Genomic DNA, 14,694 nt, shown 5'->3' with positions numbered 1-14,694 from the left:
GACAATGGGTATCCGTAAGTACAAGCCGACGACGCCCGGTCGCCGTGGCTCCAGCGTCGCCGACTTCACCGAGGTCACCCGGTCGACGCCGGAGAAGTCGCTCGTCGTTCCGCTGCCGAAGAAGGGCGGCCGTAACGTTCACGGCCGTATCACCACGCGGCACCAGGGCGGCGGCCACAAGCGTCAGTACCGTCTGATCGACTTCACCCGGGTGGGCAAGGACGGTGTGCCGGCCAAGGTCGCGCACATCGAGTACGACCCCAACCGCACCGCGCGCATCGCGCTGCTGCACTACGTCGACGGCGAGAAGCGCTACATCGTCGCGCCGAAGGACCTGAAGCAGGGCGACCTGGTCGAGTCCGGCCCCGGTGCCGACATCAAGCCGGGCAACAACCTGCCGCTGCGCAACATCCCGGTCGGTACGACCGTGCACTGCGTCGAGCTGCGTCCGGGTGGCGGCGCCAAGCTGGCCCGCTCGGCCGGCGTCGGAATCCAGCTGCTGGGCCGCGAAGAGGACTACGCCACCCTGCGTATGCCCTCGGGCGAGATCCGCAAGGTCGACGTCCGCTGCCGCGCGACGGTCGGCGAGATCGGCAACGCCGAGCAGTCGAACATCAACTGGGGCAAGGCCGGTCGTATGCGGTGGAAGGGCAAGCGCCCGACCGTCCGTGGTGTCGCCATGAACCCGGTCGACCACCCGCACGGTGGTGGTGAGGGTAAGACCTCCGGTGGTCGCCACCCGGTGAACCCGAAGGGCAAGCCCGAGGGTCGCACCCGCCGCAAGGGCCAGGCGAGCGACAAGCTGATCGTCCGCCGCCGCTACGCCACCCGCAAGCGCGGGTAATAGGGAGAGCTGACAGATGCCTCGCAGCCTGAAGAAGGGCCCCTTCATCGACGACCACCTGCTCAAGAAGGTGGAAGTGCAGAACGAGAAGGGCACCAAGAACGTCATCAAGACCTGGTCGCGGCGTTCGACGATCATCCCGGACATGCTGGGTCACACGATCGCCGTGCACGACGGGCGCAAGCACGTCCCGGTGTTCGTGTCGGAGGCGATGGTCGGGCACAAGCTCGGCGAGTTCGCGCTGACCCGGACGTTCAAGGGTCACGAGAAGGACGACCGGAAGAGTCGCCGTCGCTGACGGCGGACCGTAAACAGGATTTAGGGGAAACACGATGCCTACGAATGACGCGCAGGCCGCGCCGGGCGCCCGTGCGGTCGCCCGCCACGTGCGCCTGTCCGCCACCAAGGCGCGCCGTGTGGTCAACCTCGTCCGCGGTCTGCCCGCGAAGGAGGCACTGACGGTGCTGCAGTTCGCGCCGCAGGCGGCGAGCGAGCCGGTCTACAAGGTGCTGGCCAGCGCCATCGCCAACGCTGAGAACAACGAGCGTCTCGACCCGGACGCGCTGCTGGTCAGCGCTGCCTACGTGGACGAGGGCCCGACGCTGAAGCGGTTCCGGCCGCGGGCGCAGGGCCGGGCGTACCGGATCCGCAAGCGCACCTGCCACATCACCGTCGAGGTGGAGGCAGTCGCGCCGAAGGCGCCGGTCCGCAAGGCCACCGCCGCCGCGAAGGCGACGCCGGCCAAGGCCACCAAGGCCGCCGCGAAGCCCGAGGTTGAGGCCGCCGAGCAGGAGGAGACCAAGTAATGGGTCAGAAAGTCCACCCGATTGGGTTCCGGCTCGGCATCTCGACCGACTGGAAGTCCCGCTGGTACGCCGACAAGCTCTACAAGGACTACATCGGCGAGGACGTCGCGATCCGCCGCATGATGGCCAAGGGCCTCGAGCGCGCCGGTATCTCGAAGGTCGAGATCGAGCGCACCCGTGACAAGGTCCGCATCGACATCCACACCGCCCGGCCGGGCATCGTCATCGGCCGGAAGGGTGCGGAGGCCGAGCGCCTGCGCGGCGAGCTCGAGAAGCTCACCAAGAAGCAGGTCCAGCTGAACATCCTCGAGGTCAAGAACCCCGAGTCGGACGCTCAGCTGGTCTCGCAGGGCATCGCCGAGCAGCTCTCGGGCCGCGTGGCGTTCCGCCGGGCGATGCGCAAGGCGATCCAGTCGGCCATGAAGAACCCGATGGTCAAGGGCATCCGTGTCCAGGTCTCGGGCCGCCTCGGCGGTGCTGAGATGAGCCGCACGGAGTTCTACCGTGAGGGTCGCGTGCCGCTGCACACGCTGCGCGCCAACATCGAGTACGGCTTCTTCGAGGCCCGTACCACCTTCGGCCGCATCGGCGTGAAGGTCTGGATTTACAAGGGTGACGCCGTGCCGGGTCGCGAGACCCCGGCCGAGGCCCCGGGCCGCCAGCGCCGTGAAGGCCGTGGCGGCGAGCGGTCCGAGCGACCGCGCCGTGGCCGTTCGGGTGCCACCGGCACGACCGGTGCAGGCACCGAGGCCGGCCGCGCGGCCGCCGCGGAGCTCACCAAGGACAGCGCCGACGCGGCTCCGGCCGCGGCGGTTGAGCAGGAGGGCTGAACAATGCTGATGCCGCGTAAGCCTCCGAATGGCTTCCGCAAGCCGCACCACCCCGACCGGTCCGGTCGGAGCAAGGGCGGCAACCGGGTGGTGTTCGGCGAGTTCGGCATCCAGGCGCTCGAGCCGGCGTACGTCACGAACCGGCAGATCGAGTCGGCGCGTATCGCCATGACCCGTCACATCAAGCGTGGTGGCAAGGTCTGGATCACGGTCTTCCCGGACCAGGCCCTGACCAAGAAGCCCGCCGAGACCCGTATGGGTTCCGGCAAGGGCTCGCCCGAGTGGTGGGTGGCGAACGTCAAGCCGGGACGCGTTCTCTTCGAGATGGCGTTCCCGAACGAGGAGATTGCTCGTGAGGCCATGCGCCGCGCGATCCACAAGCTCCCGATGAAGTGCCGAATCGTGAAGCGCGAAGTGGGTGAGGCGTGATGGCAGCCGGTACCAAGGCAGCCGAGCTGCGCGAGAGTTCCTCCGAGGAACTGGTCGCGAAGCTGCGGGAGGCCAAGGCGGAGCTGTTCAACCTCCGCGTGCAGGGTGCGACCGGCCAGCTCGACAACAACCGTCGGCTGGATGTGGTCCGTCGCGAGATCGCCCGGATCTACACGATCATGCGCGAGCGTGAGCTGGGGCTCTCGGCCGCGCCTACTGAGGTGGCGTAGGGAACATGAGCGAGACCAACGAGAACGCAGTCGAGCGGAACCGGCGTAAGGTACGCGAGGGTCTGGTCGTCAGCGACAAGATGGACAAGACCGTCGTCGTGGCGGTCGAGGACCGGGTCAAGCACTCGCTGTACGGCAAGGTTCTGCGTCGTACCAGCAAGCTGAAGGCGCACGACGAGCAGAACGCGTGCGGCATCGGTGACCGGGTGCTGCTCATGGAGACCCGTCCGCTGTCCGCCACCAAGCGGTGGCGGGTCGTGGAGATCCTCGAGAAGGCCAAGTGACCCTGCCTCCGGCAGGTTCGCCGGCCGCCTAGCGGCCGGGAAGTTCAGATAGCCGTCCGGTGCGCCCAGCAGGGCGTTCCGGGTGGTTCGAGTTCCGCCAGGCTCCGCCCGCCCTGACCGGGCGGGCGGAGAACCGGCAGACATACAGGAGTTGACGTGATCCAGCAGGAGTCGCGACTGCGAGTCGCCGACAACACGGGTGCCCGGGAGATTCTGTGCATCCGCGTTCTCGGTGGTTCGGGTCGGCGCTACGCGAGCATCGGCGACGTCATCGTGGCCACCGTCAAGGACGCCATCCCCGGTGCCGGTGTGAAGAAGGGTGACGTCGTCAAGGCGGTCATCGTTCGCACCGTCAAGGAGCGGCGCCGTCCCGACGGCTCGTACATCCGCTTCGACGAGAACGCCGCCGTCATCATCAAGGACGGCGGGGACCCGCGCGGAACCCGTATCTTCGGCCCGGTGGGTCGTGAGCTGCGGGACAAGCGCTTCATGAAGATCATCAGCCTTGCCCCGGAGGTGTTGTGACCATGAAGGTCAAGAAGGGCGACAAGGTCAAGGTCATCGCCGGCAAGGACAAGGGCAAGGAGGGTACGGTCATCGCGGCCTACCCCCGTACCGAGAAGGTCCTGGTCGAGGGCGTTAACCGGATCACCAAGCACGAGAAGATCCGTACCACCCAGCGTGGCGCCAAGACCGGCGGCATCATCACCCAGGAGGCGCCGATCCACGTCTCCAACGTGATGGTCGTCGAGGACGGCAAGCCCGTCCGGGTGGGCTACAAGGTCGACGAGAACGGCGTGAAGACTCGCGTCTCGCGTCGCACCGGCAAGGAGCTGTGATGACGACGGCGACCGAGACCAAGGCCATGCCGCGTCTCAAGGAGCGTTACCGCAACGAGGTGGCCGGCCAGCTGCGCGAGCAGTTCGGCTTCGCCAACCCGATGCAGGTGCCGGGCCTGGTGAAGATCGTGGTCAACATGGGCGTCGGTGAGGCGGCCCGTGACTCGAAGAAGATCGACGGTGCGGTCAAGGACCTCACCGCGATCACCGGCCAGAAGCCGCTGATCCGCAAGGCCACCAAGTCCATCGCGCAGTTCAAGCTGCGTGAGGGCATGCCGATCGGCGCGAAGGTGACCCTGCGCGGCGACCGGATGTGGGAGTTCCTGGACCGGCTGCTGTCGATCGCGCTGCCGCGTATCCGCGACTTCCGCGGTCTGGACGGGCGCAAGCTCGACGGTCACGGCAACTACACCTTCGGTCTGACTGAGCAGTCGGTCTTCCACGAGATCGACCAGGACAAGATCGATGCGGTCCGGGGCATGGACATCACGCTCGTGACCACCGCCAAGACCGACGATGAGGGCCGGGCGCTGCTCAAGCTCCTGGGCTTCCCGTTCAAGGAGAACTGAGCACATGGCCAAGAAGGCGCTGATCATCAAGGCTGCGGCCAAGCCGAAGTTCGCGGTGCGCGCGTACACCCGGTGCCAGAAGTGCGGCCGGCCGAAGGCCGTCTACCGCAAGTTCGGGCTGTGCCGGGTCTGTGTTCGGGACATGGCTCACAAGGGTGAGCTCCCCGGCGTGTCCAAGGCTTCCTGGTAAATCCAAGGCTTCCCCTTCGCCGTAGGCCCGGAGCGACTCCGGGAACCGCGGCGAGAAAGGCTGATAAACAATGACGATGACCGACCCGATTGCAGACATGCTCACGCGTCTGCGCAACGCCAACCAGGCGTACCACGACCGGGTGGCGATGCCCTACTCGAAGATCAAGGCGAACGTCGCCGAGGTTCTCAAGGCCGAGGGCTACATCGCCGCCTGGGCTGTCGAGGAGCCCGCCGAGGGTGCCGTCGGCAAGAGCCTGATCGTCGAACTGAAGTTCGGCCCGAACCGGGAGCGGAGCCTGGCCGGCATCCGGCGTGTCTCCAAGCCCGGCCTGCGGGTTTACGCCAAGTCCCCGGAGCTGCCGCGTGTTCTCGGCGGTCTGGGTGTGGCGATTATTTCGACGTCTCAGGGGCTGCTCACCGACCGGCAGGCCCGTAAGCGCGGGGTGGGCGGGGAAGTCCTCGCCTACGTCTGGTGAGGAAGGTCTGCAATGTCGCGAATCGGACGTAAGCCGATCCCGGTGCCTTCCGGCGTCGAGATCACCATCGATGGCCAGACCATCAAGGTCAAGGGCCCCAAGGGCACGCTCGAGCACACGCTCAGCGAGCCGATCATCGCCGAGCGCGGTGAGAGCGGCGAGCTGCTCGTCACCCGCCCGAACGATGAGCGTCGTGCCAAGGAGCTGCACGGTCTCTCTCGTACCCTGGTCGCCAACATGATCGTCGGCGTCACCGAGGGCTACAAGAAGAGCCTGGAGATCAACGGCACCGGTTACCGTGTCACGGCCAAGGGCGCCGACCTGGAGTTCGCTCTCGGGTTCTCGCACCCGGTCGTGGTGTCGCCGCGTGACGGCATCACCTTCACGGTGGAGCGGCCGACGCTGTTCCACATCACCGGCATCGACAAGCAGCTCGTCGGCGAGGTCGCCGCCAACATCCGGAAGATCCGCCCGCCGGAGCCCTACAAGGGCAAGGGTGTCAAGTACCAGGGCGAGGTCATCCGCCGTAAGGCCGGTAAGGCTGGAAAGGCAGGTAAGAAGTGACCGCCACGCTGCTCAAGCGCCGCAACGGCGTCGCCGCCAAGCGGGCCGTCGGCAAGGCGCGTCGGCACTTCCGCATCCGCCGGAACCTCAGCGGCACTGCCGAGCGCCCCCGCCTGGTCGTCACCCGCACGCTGCGCCACATCTGGGTTCAGATCGTGGACGACACCAAGGGCCACACCGTGGTGTCCGCCTCGAGCATGGACGCCTCGATCAAGGGCGCCGAGGGCGACAAGAGCGCCATCGCCGGCAAGGTGGGCGCCCTGCTCGCCGACCGGGCGAAGGCCGCCGGAATCACCAAGGTCGTCTTCGACCGCGGTGGCAACCGCTACGCGGGCCGCATCGCGGCTCTGGCGGACGCCGCGCGCGGTGCTGGACTCGAGTTCTAGGAAAGGTGGCTGGGATAATGCCAGGACCACAACGCCGGGGCACGGGTTCCGGTAACACTGAGGGCGGCGACCGCGGTGGTCGCGAGCGCCGTGGCCGCGGCGACGGTCGCGGCAACGCGCCCGTCGAGAAGACCCCGCACCTCGAGCGCGTCGTCACGATCAACCGTGTCGCCAAGGTCGTCAAGGGCGGTCGGCGCTTCAGCTTCACCGCACTGGTGATCGTCGGCGACGGCGACGGCAACGTCGGTGTCGGCTACGGCAAGGCCAAGGAGGTGCCCGCGGCGATCGCCAAGGGTGTCGAGGAGGCCAAGAAGCACTTCTTCCGGGTTCCCCGGATCGGCTCCACCATCCCGCACCCGGTGCAGGGTGAGGCGGCGGCCGGTGTGGTGCTGCTCAAGCCGGCCAGCGCCGGTACCGGTGTCATCGCCGGCGGCCCGGTGCGCGCCGTGCTGGAGTGCGTGGGCATCCACGACGTGCTGTCGAAGAGCCTCGGCTCCTCGAACCCGATCAACATCGTGCACGCCACCGTCGCCGCGCTGAAGATGCTGGAGTCCCCGGAGGCCATCGCGGCTCGCCGCGGGCTGCCGGTCGAGGACGTCGCGCCGGCCGCACTGCTGGCCGCGCGTGCGGGAGCGGGTGCGTAACCATGGCACGTTTGAAGGTCACCCAGCTGCGGTCCGACATCGGGCGCAAGCGCAACCAGCGTGAGTCGCTGCGTTCGCTCGGGCTCAAGCGGATCAACGACGTGGTGGTGAAAGAGGACCGTCCCGAGATTCGGGGCATGATCTTCGCGGTCAGCCACCTCGTGAAGGTCGAGGAGGTTGAGTAATGACGATCAAGATCCACCACCTCCGCCCGGCGCCCGGTGCCAAGACCGCCAAGACCCGTCTGGGTCGTGGTGAGGGCTCCAAGGGCAAGACCGCCGGTCGCGGTACCAAGGGTACGAAGGCCCGCTACCAGGTGAAGCCGTCGTTCGAGGGTGGGCAGATGCCCATCCACATGCGGCTTCCGAAGATGAAGGGCTTCCGGAACAAGTTCAAGGTCGTGTTCCAGGTCGTGAACCTGGACCGGCTCGCTGAGCTGTTCCCCAACGGCGGCCAGGTCGGCCCGCTGGAGCTGGCCGAGGCCGGTGCCGTCCGCAAGGGCCACCCGGTCAAGGTGCTCGGCACCGGCGAGCTCGGCGGCGTGAAGCTCCAGGTGTCGGCGCACGGTTTCAGCGCCTCCGCCAAGGAGAAGATCGCTGCTGCCGGCGGCTCCGTGACGGAGCTGTAAGAACAGTCGCAGACGTGGCGCCCGACCGACCTAGGTCGGGCGCCACGCTCGGCTTACGGCCTTTCTGGGCAAGACGCAGGTCGTCGCCACTGGGCACGAGCGCTGCCAAGGCCTAGGCTGGCACAGATATGTGCCGTGCAGACCTGACCATTGAGGGTCGGGACTGTTAGAGTCCGATCCCAGCTACGCGTAAACTGCGCGTGGCGCGGTGAAGGCCGACCGTAACGGTCACGGCTCGCACCACACACCCAGTCACGCCCCTTTACACGACAGCCACCGGCCCCCGGTGCCGCGCGCAGGAGGAAGAAGTTGCTCTCCGCTTTTGTCAGTGCGTTCAAGACGCCTGACCTGCGCAAGAAGATTCTGTTCACGCTCGGGATCATCGCGCTCTATCGCCTCGGTGCCACGCTGCCCAGCCCCGGTGTCTCGTACGGGAACGTGCAGAAGTGCATCACCGCCATGGAGTCGGGTGCCGAGAACGGCGTCTTCACGCTCCTTAACCTCTTCTCCGGCGGCGCTCTGCTGTCCCTGTCGGTCTTCGCGCTGGGCATCATGCCGTACATCACGGCGTCGATCATCCTGCAGCTGCTCACCGTGGTCATCCCGCGCCTGGAGCAGCTCCGCAAGGAGGGTCAGTCCGGCCAGGCGAAGATCACCCAGTACACCCGCTACCTGACCCTGGGCCTCGCCGTCCTGCAGTCCTCGGCCTTCGTGGCCCTGGCGCGTTCCGGCCAGCTGTTCCAGGGCGCGTGCGACCAGTTCCCGATCGTGCCGAACACCCAGCTGCCGCAGTGGGTCACGCTGACCGCGCTGGTCGTCACCATGACCGCCGGCACCGGCGTCGTGATGTGGCTCGGCGAGCTCATCACCGACCGCGGCGTGGGCAACGGCATGTCCGTCCTGATCTTCACCTCCATCGCCGCCCGCCTCCCCAGCGAGGGCTGGCAGCTGAAGGAGTCCAAGGGCTGGTGGGGCTTCGTCGGCGTGCTCGCGCTCGTCGTCGTGGTCATCGCGCTGGTGGTGTACATCGAGCAGGCGCAGCGCCGCATCCCGGTGCAGTACGCCAAGCGCATGGTCGGCCGGCGCATGTACGGCGGCACCTCGACCTACATCCCGCTGAAGGTCAACCAGGCGGGTGTCATCCCGGTCATCTTCGCGTCGTCGCTGCTCTACCTGCCCACGCTGGCCCTGCAGTTCATGGACCAGAACAACCCGGGCACGGTGCAGATCTGGCTGCGCGACTACCTGACGGTGCCCAGCAAGTGGAGCTACATCCTGCTCTACTTCCTGATGATCATCTTCTTCACGTACTTCTACGTCTCGATCACGTTCAACCCGACCGAGATCGCGGACAACATGAAGAAGTACGGCGGCTTCGTGCCGGGTATCCGGCCGGGCAAGCCCACCGCCGACTACCTCGACTTCATCCTGAGCCGGATCACCCTGCCGGGCGCGCTCTACCTCGGCATCATCGCGATCCTGCCGAACCTGTTCTTCATCTGGCTCGACTCCCAGGCCTACCAGAACTTCCCCTTCGGCGGCACCGCGGTGCTGATCATGGTGGGTGTCGGTCTGGAGACGGTCAAGCAGATCGAGAGCCAGCTCATGCAGCGCAGCTACGAGGGATTCCTTCGGTGAGCAAGCGGGCGCAGCGGATCGGCGGCGCGTTCTCGCGCCGCCGGTTCGCCGGTTTTAGAGGGGTGTCACGATGAGGCTGGTGCTGGTGGGTCCGCCCGGCGCGGGCAAGGGAACGCAGGCGGAGTTCATCGCCTCGCACCTGTCCGTGCCCAAGATCTCGACGGGTGACATCTTCCGGGCCAACGTCTCGCAGGGCACCCCGCTCGGCCTGGAGGCCAAGCGCTACATGGACGCGGGCGGCCTGGTGCCGGACGAGGTCACCATCAACATGGTGCGCAGCCGGCTGGCCGAGGCCGACGCCGCCGACGGCTTCCTGCTCGACGGCTTCCCGCGCACCGTGCCGCAGGCCGTGGCGCTGGACAAGATGCTGGCCGACACGGGCGCGAACCTGGACCTGGTGCTGGAGCTCATCGTCGACAACGACGAGGTCATCCGGCGGCTGTCCGGTCGGCGCACCTGCCACGGCTGCGGCAAGATCTGGCACATCGAGTTCGACGCGTCTAGCCGGGAGGGCCTCTGCGACCGCTGCGGCGGCGAGCTCTACCAGCGCGACGACGACAAGGCCGAGACGATCGCGGAGCGCCTGAAGGTGTACGCCCGCGACACCGCCCCCCTGGTCGACCACTACGGCGCGCAGGGCCGCCTGGTCGGGATCGACGCCACCGGGCCGGTGGAGGACGTCACCGAGCGGGCCATCAACGAGCTGCGCTCCTTCAGCGCGTAGCATTGCCTGGCGTTCGGCGGTGGGGCCGGCGCCTGCAGGGATCATGACCGCTCCTGCTGGACACGCGATGACCGGTGACGGTCGGTTTCGTGTCGGCGGGGCGGCGGGCTGCCGCCGTCCGCGCGACGGCGGGCGGCTCGTCCCGCGGACATGAGGCGACGAAAACGCTGGACGGTCCCCGCCGGGCAGGAATCGCCCGGCAGTGACCGGTCCGGCGGGGGAAGGCGACGGCCGAGCACATGGACATCGAGATCAAGACCCCGGAGCAGCTGCACCTGATGCGCGCTGCCGGGCTCGTGGTGGCGGCGGCGCTGGCCGCGGCCCGTGACGCGGTCAAGCCCGGGGTCAGCACCGCGGAGCTGGACGCGGTCGCCGAGGACGTGATCCGGTCGCACGGCGCCATCCCGTCGTTCAAGGGCTACCACGGCTTCCCGGGCACGATCTGCTCATCGGTGAACGAGCAGATCGTGCACACCATCCCGAACCCCAAGCACGTGCTGGCCGAGGGCGACCTGATCTCGATCGACTGCGGGGCCATCCTGGACGGCTGGCACGGCGACGCCGCGATCACCGTCGGGGTGGGGGAGACCCGTCCCGATCTGCTGCGGATGGCCGAGGTCGCCGAGGACTCGATGTGGGCCGGCATCGCCGCCGCGGCGCGCGGGGTGCGCTCGGGCGCCGGCCGGCTGACCGACATCTCGTGGGCCGTGGAGTCCGCGGTGCGCAAGGCGCCCCGCAAGTACGGCATCGTCAAGGGGTACGGCGGCCACGGCATCGGCACGGCCATGCACCAGGAGCCGCACATCCACAACCACGGCCGCCCCGGCCGCGGTCCGCAGCTGATCCCCGGCATGGCCCTGGCCATCGAGCCGATGATCACGATGGGCTCCGCCCGGACCGCCGAGCTGAACGACGGCTGGACCGTCGTCACCACGGACGGCTCCCACGCCGCGCACGTCGAGCACTCCATCGGCCTGTTCGAAGACGGCGTCTGGGTCCTGACCGCCCCCGACGGCGGCCGGGCCCGCCTCGGCGACCTGCTCACCTCCGCCGCCACCGCCTGACCCGCCCACCCTGGCCCGCCCCAGGCCGCCGCGCCCCCGCGCCCCGCGCCGCAACTTTTCGCGCCGCAACTCTTAAAGAGATGCGCCTATCCCGCCCGCCCGAAGCCGCGACTTTTCAAGAGTTGCGGCGGGTGTGGGTGTGGGTTGCGACACTCCCGGCCGCGGGGGTCGGGGGGTGGTTTGGTATCGATGCCGAGGTGGGCGTAGACTGGCCAATCGGCGCACCGCGTCCACTCCGCCATGCTCCCCGCGCTTCGGGGGTCGGGTGGAACCGCGGCTGGCGTGATCCGGCTTCCCGGATCGCGATGGACCAGGTGGGCCGACCCAATTCACCCTATGTCAGGTAGCGGAGGATATGCCGAAGAAGGACGGGGCCATCGAGATCGAGGGCCGGGTTATCGAGCCACTCCCGAACGCCATGTTCCGGGTCGAACTCGCTAACGGTCACAAGGTCTTGGCCCACATCAGCGGCAAGATGCGTCAGCACTACATTCGCATCCTGCCCGAGGACCGGGTCGTCGTCGAGCTCTCGCCGTACGACCTCACCCGCGGGCGGATCGTCTACCGCTACAAGTAATCGAACTGACTCCACCGGGGTGAGTCCGTGTCCGTCTTTCCCTGGCTCGACGCTGTGCGGGCCGGGAATAGCAGCAAAGGCGAGCCGTGAAGGTCAAGCCGAGTGTCAAGAAGATCTGCAACAAGTGCCGCGTCATCCGCCGGCACGGCCGGGTCATGATCATTTGTGACGACCCGCGCCACAAGCAGCGCCAGGGCTGATTTCAGCCTCCTGGCACCGCCTGTAGTTGCAGCACCAGCAATAGCTCGTTCCAGCCGCGGGAACGCTCCGACTCGTCGGACAGCTCTGCGGATCAACCCCCGGTCGGAGGCCGGGGCCCCACCCGGGCAGGTGGGGGATGGATCGGGCGCAGACCTCCGCGAACATCGAGGAGCAGCCCGCAATGGCACGTCTCGTCGGCGTCGATCTTCCCCGCGAAAAGCGGCTGGAGATCGCGCTTACTTACATCTACGGCATCGGCCGCACCCGCTCGGTGGAGCTGTGCTCCGCCACGGGCATCGACCCGAACAAGCGGGCGAAGGACCTCTCCGACGAAGAGGTCGTCCAGCTTCGTGACTACATCGAAGCGAACTTCAAGGTTGAAGGCGACCTGCGCCGCGAGGTCGCCGCTGACATCCGCCGCAAGGTGGAGATCGGTTGCTACGAGGGCATCCGGCACCGCAAGGGCCTGCCCGTCCGTGGACAGCGCACTCGCACGAACGCTCGTACCCGCAAGGGCCCGAAGCGCACCGTGGCCGGCAAGAAGAAGCCCGGCAAGAAGTAATCGCTGTTCTAGCAACCGCATCGAGAAGGAGCGCATAAAGATATGCCACCCAAGGCACGCGCTGGGGCCGCAGTCAAGAAGGTCCGGCGCAAAGAACGCAAGAACGTCTCCCACGGGCAGGCGCACATCAAGAGCACGTTCAACAACACCATCGTGTCCATCACGGACCCGACCGGTGCTGTGATCTCGTGGGCCTCCGCCGGTCAGGTCGGCTTCAAGGGCTCGCGCAAGTCGACTCCGTTCGCCGCCCAGCTGGCCGCCGAGGCCGCCGCGCGTCGCGCGATGGAGCACGGCATGCGCAAGGTCGACGTGTTCGTCAAGGGTCCGGGCTCTGGCCGTGAGACCGCCATCCGTTCGCTGACCGCTGCCGGTCTCGAGGTCGGGCAGATCTCCGACGTCACGCCGCAGCCGCACAACGGATGCCGTCCGCCCAAGCGGCGCCGGGTCTAAGGGGAGATAGACAAATGGCACGTTACACCGGCGCAGACTGCCGCCGCTGCCGTCGTGAGAAGGTCAAGCTGTTCCTCAAGGGCAGCAAGTGCGATGGGCCGAAGTGCCCGTTCGAGTCGCGCCCCTTCCCGCCCGGCCAGCACGGCCGTGGCCGCACCAAGGAGTCCGAGTACCTGCTGCAGCTTCGTGAGAAGCAGAAGGCCCGCCGCATCTACGGCGTGCTGGAGAAGCAGTTCCGCGGCTACTACGAAGAGGCCAACCGCAAGTCGGGCAAGACCGGTGAGGTTCTGCTGCAGATCCTCGAGTCGCGCCTCGACAACGTGGTCTACCGGGCCGGCCTGGCCAAGTCCCGTGACCACGCCCGTCAGGTCGTGAAGCACGGTCACTTCCTGGTCAACGGCAAGAAGGTCGACATCCCGTCGTACCGCGTCACCGAGCACGACATCGTCGAGGTCCGGACCAAGTCCCGCGAGCTCACGCCGTTCGTGGTGGCGCAGGCGGAGGCCGGCTCTCGCGGCGTTCCGGCCTGGCTGGAGGTCATCCCCAGCCAGTTCAAGGTTCTCGTTCACTCGCTTCCGGCCCGCCAGGTGATCGACACCCAGGTCCAGGAGCAGCTGATCGTCGAGCTCTACTCCAAGTAGTAGTGCTCTGGCCGGTGCGGCGATTCGCCGCACCGGCCGCCATTACGCGTGGCGTCAAATAGTGGGCGCCCAACGTATAGGAGTTCACCAGTGCTTATCTCTCAGCGGCCGACTCTCACCGAAGAGTCGATCAACGAGACCCGCTCCCGGTTCACCATCGAGCCGCTCGAGCCCGGGTTCGGCTACACCCTCGGCAACTCGCTGCGTCGTACGCTGCTCAGCTCGATCCCGGGCGCGGCCGTCACCAGCATCAAGATCGACGGTGTGCTGCACGAGTTCACCACGATCCCCGGTGTCAAGGAGGACGTGGTCGAGCTGGTCATGAACGTCAAGGACCTGTGCGTCTCGTCGGAGCACGACGAGCCGGTCAGCATGTACCTGCGCAAGCAGGGCCCTGGCGACGTGACCGCCGGTGACATCCAGCCCCCGGCCGGTGTCTCCGTGCACAACCCGGACCTCAAGCTCGCGACCCTGAACGGCAAGGGCCGGCTCGACATGGAGCTGACCGTCGAGCGGGGCCGGGGCTACGTCACGGCGGCGCAGAACAAGAACGCCGGCGCCGAGATCGGCCGCATCCCGGTCGACTCGATCTACTCGCCGGTGCTCAAGGTGACCTACCGGGTCGAGGCGACCCGTGTCGAGCAGCGCACCGACTTCGACCGTCTGATCATCGACGTCGAGTCGAAGGCGTCCATCTCGCCGCGGACCGCGCTGGCGTCGGCCGGTTCCACCCTGGTGGAGCTGTTCGGTCTGTGCCGCGAGCTGGACGAGACCGCCGAGGGCATCGACATCGGCCCGTCGCCGCAGGACGCGCAGCTCGCTGCCGACCTGGCGCTGCCGATCGAGGAGCTGGACCTGACCGTCCGCTCGTACAACTGCCTCAAGCGCGAGGGCATCAACTCCGTCGGTGAGCTCATCGGGCGCACCGAGGCGGACCTGCTCGACATAAGGAATTTCGGGCAGAAGTCCATCGACGAGGTGAAGATGAAGCTCGCCGGGATGGGTCTGGGGCTGAAGGACTCGGCTCCGAACTTCGACCCGGCTCACGTCGTGGACTCCTACGGCGACGCCGACTACGACACTGACGACTACCGCGAGACCGAGCAGCTGTAACCG

General features: G+C 67.4%; 26 protein-coding genes. All 26 read left to right on the top strand.

Annotated features, from left to right (window positions below; translation table 11 throughout):
- Nucleotides 1-4: 4 nt before the first annotated feature.
- The 26 genes from rplB (at nt 5) to Cco03nite_RS12470 (ending at nt 14,691) form a co-directional block, all read left to right on the top strand.
- Nucleotides 5-844, top strand: a complete 840-nt coding sequence (rplB, locus tag Cco03nite_RS12595; RefSeq protein ID WP_203692228.1) for a 50S ribosomal protein L2 — start codon at nt 5-7, stop codon at nt 842-844.
- 16 nt (nt 845-860) lie between these two features.
- A complete protein-coding gene (gene rpsS, locus Cco03nite_RS12590) occupies nt 861-1,142 on the top strand; it encodes a 30S ribosomal protein S19 (RefSeq protein WP_120317139.1) in 282 nt (93 codons plus the stop codon).
- Nucleotides 1,143-1,176: 34 nt separating this feature from the next.
- Nucleotides 1,177-1,650 (top strand): 50S ribosomal protein L22, encoded by a 474-nt coding sequence (rplV, locus tag Cco03nite_RS12585; protein ID WP_203692227.1) that lies wholly within the window; start codon nt 1,177-1,179, stop codon nt 1,648-1,650.
- A complete protein-coding gene (gene rpsC, locus Cco03nite_RS12580; RefSeq protein ID WP_203692226.1) occupies nt 1,650-2,480 on the top strand; it encodes a 30S ribosomal protein S3 in 831 nt (276 codons plus the stop codon). Before rplV ends, rpsC begins: the two co-directional genes overlap by 1 nt.
- A 3-nt stretch (nt 2,481-2,483) precedes the next feature.
- Complete coding sequence (gene rplP / locus Cco03nite_RS12575) at nt 2,484-2,909, top strand: 50S ribosomal protein L16 (RefSeq protein ID WP_120317136.1); 426 nt, start codon at nt 2,484-2,486, stop codon at nt 2,907-2,909.
- Nucleotides 2,909-3,139, top strand: a complete 231-nt coding sequence (rpmC, locus tag Cco03nite_RS12570; RefSeq protein ID WP_120321522.1) for a 50S ribosomal protein L29 — start codon at nt 2,909-2,911, stop codon at nt 3,137-3,139. Before rplP ends, rpmC begins: the two co-directional genes overlap by 1 nt.
- 5 nt (nt 3,140-3,144) lie before the next feature.
- Nucleotides 3,145-3,423: a 30S ribosomal protein S17 gene (rpsQ, locus tag Cco03nite_RS12565; protein WP_203692225.1), complete on the top strand. Its 279-nt coding sequence runs from the start codon at nt 3,145-3,147 to the stop codon at nt 3,421-3,423.
- 156 nt (nt 3,424-3,579) lie between these two features.
- The gene (rplN, locus tag Cco03nite_RS12560) at nt 3,580-3,948 is read left to right on the top strand and encodes a 50S ribosomal protein L14 (RefSeq protein ID WP_117226249.1); all 369 of its coding nucleotides are present in this window, start codon (nt 3,580-3,582) and stop codon (nt 3,946-3,948) included.
- A complete protein-coding gene (gene rplX, locus Cco03nite_RS12555; protein WP_203692224.1) occupies nt 3,945-4,262 on the top strand; it encodes a 50S ribosomal protein L24 in 318 nt (105 codons plus the stop codon). Before rplN ends, rplX begins: the two co-directional genes overlap by 4 nt.
- Nucleotides 4,262-4,831: a 50S ribosomal protein L5 gene (rplE, locus tag Cco03nite_RS12550; protein WP_203692223.1), complete on the top strand. Its 570-nt coding sequence runs from the start codon at nt 4,262-4,264 to the stop codon at nt 4,829-4,831. The genes rplX and rplE overlap by 1 nt, the downstream gene beginning before the upstream one ends.
- A gap of 4 nt (nt 4,832-4,835) precedes the next feature.
- The gene (locus Cco03nite_RS12545; RefSeq protein ID WP_120317132.1) at nt 4,836-5,021 is read left to right on the top strand and encodes a type Z 30S ribosomal protein S14; all 186 of its coding nucleotides are present in this window, start codon (nt 4,836-4,838) and stop codon (nt 5,019-5,021) included.
- A 70-nt stretch (nt 5,022-5,091) separates the two neighbouring features.
- Nucleotides 5,092-5,499, top strand: a complete 408-nt coding sequence (gene rpsH / locus Cco03nite_RS12540; RefSeq protein WP_120317131.1) for a 30S ribosomal protein S8 — start codon at nt 5,092-5,094, stop codon at nt 5,497-5,499.
- Between the two features lie 12 nt (nt 5,500-5,511).
- Complete coding sequence (gene rplF, locus Cco03nite_RS12535; RefSeq protein WP_203692222.1) at nt 5,512-6,063, top strand: 50S ribosomal protein L6; 552 nt, start codon at nt 5,512-5,514, stop codon at nt 6,061-6,063.
- Nucleotides 6,060-6,449, top strand: a complete 390-nt coding sequence (gene rplR, locus Cco03nite_RS12530; RefSeq protein WP_203692221.1) for a 50S ribosomal protein L18 — start codon at nt 6,060-6,062, stop codon at nt 6,447-6,449. The genes rplF and rplR overlap by 4 nt, the downstream gene beginning before the upstream one ends.
- A 17-nt stretch (nt 6,450-6,466) precedes the next feature.
- On the top strand, nt 6,467-7,093 hold the full coding sequence (gene rpsE / locus Cco03nite_RS12525) for a 30S ribosomal protein S5 (protein ID WP_203692220.1): 627 nt from the start codon (nt 6,467-6,469) through the stop codon (nt 7,091-7,093).
- A gap of 2 nt (nt 7,094-7,095) precedes the next feature.
- Nucleotides 7,096-7,278 carry a 50S ribosomal protein L30 gene (rpmD, locus tag Cco03nite_RS12520; protein ID WP_120317127.1) on the top strand — a complete coding sequence of 61 codons (183 nt, stop codon included), beginning with the start codon at nt 7,096-7,098 and terminating at the stop codon, nt 7,276-7,278.
- Nucleotides 7,278-7,721, top strand: a complete 444-nt coding sequence (gene rplO / locus Cco03nite_RS12515; RefSeq protein WP_203692219.1) for a 50S ribosomal protein L15 — start codon at nt 7,278-7,280, stop codon at nt 7,719-7,721. Before rpmD ends, rplO begins: the two co-directional genes overlap by 1 nt.
- 309 nt (nt 7,722-8,030) lie before the next feature.
- Nucleotides 8,031-9,359 carry a preprotein translocase subunit SecY gene (gene secY, locus Cco03nite_RS12510; RefSeq protein ID WP_203692218.1) on the top strand — a complete coding sequence of 443 codons (1,329 nt, stop codon included), beginning with the start codon at nt 8,031-8,033 and terminating at the stop codon, nt 9,357-9,359.
- Nucleotides 9,360-9,429: 70 nt separating this feature from the next.
- Complete coding sequence (locus Cco03nite_RS12505; RefSeq protein ID WP_203692217.1) at nt 9,430-10,083, top strand: adenylate kinase; 654 nt, start codon at nt 9,430-9,432, stop codon at nt 10,081-10,083.
- A gap of 239 nt (nt 10,084-10,322) precedes the next feature.
- The gene (map, locus tag Cco03nite_RS12500; RefSeq protein ID WP_203692216.1) at nt 10,323-11,147 is read left to right on the top strand and encodes a type I methionyl aminopeptidase; all 825 of its coding nucleotides are present in this window, start codon (nt 10,323-10,325) and stop codon (nt 11,145-11,147) included.
- A gap of 355 nt (nt 11,148-11,502) precedes the next feature.
- Nucleotides 11,503-11,724 (top strand): translation initiation factor IF-1, encoded by a 222-nt coding sequence (infA, locus tag Cco03nite_RS12495; RefSeq protein WP_007073013.1) that lies wholly within the window; start codon nt 11,503-11,505, stop codon nt 11,722-11,724.
- Between the two features lie 86 nt (nt 11,725-11,810).
- The gene (rpmJ, locus tag Cco03nite_RS12490) at nt 11,811-11,924 is read left to right on the top strand and encodes a 50S ribosomal protein L36 (RefSeq protein ID WP_020520458.1); all 114 of its coding nucleotides are present in this window, start codon (nt 11,811-11,813) and stop codon (nt 11,922-11,924) included.
- Between the two features lie 182 nt (nt 11,925-12,106).
- Nucleotides 12,107-12,487, top strand: a complete 381-nt coding sequence (gene rpsM / locus Cco03nite_RS12485) for a 30S ribosomal protein S13 (protein WP_203692258.1) — start codon at nt 12,107-12,109, stop codon at nt 12,485-12,487.
- A gap of 42 nt (nt 12,488-12,529) precedes the next feature.
- Nucleotides 12,530-12,937, top strand: a complete 408-nt coding sequence (gene rpsK / locus Cco03nite_RS12480; RefSeq protein WP_120317122.1) for a 30S ribosomal protein S11 — start codon at nt 12,530-12,532, stop codon at nt 12,935-12,937.
- Between the two features lie 14 nt (nt 12,938-12,951).
- Nucleotides 12,952-13,578, top strand: coding sequence for a 30S ribosomal protein S4 (rpsD, locus tag Cco03nite_RS12475; protein WP_203692215.1), 627 nt, complete (start codon nt 12,952-12,954; stop codon nt 13,576-13,578).
- Nucleotides 13,579-13,668: 90 nt separating this feature from the next.
- A complete protein-coding gene (locus Cco03nite_RS12470; RefSeq protein ID WP_120317120.1) occupies nt 13,669-14,691 on the top strand; it encodes a DNA-directed RNA polymerase subunit alpha in 1,023 nt (340 codons plus the stop codon).
- Nucleotides 14,692-14,694: the final 3 nt, after the last annotated feature.

The sequence above is a fragment of the Catellatospora coxensis genome (assembly GCF_016862635.1).
GTDB classification, from domain to species: domain Bacteria; phylum Actinomycetota; class Actinomycetes; order Mycobacteriales; family Micromonosporaceae; genus Catellatospora; species Catellatospora coxensis.
Note: the sequence above shows the minus strand (reverse complement) of the source record. Positions and strands in the feature narration are given on the sequence as shown.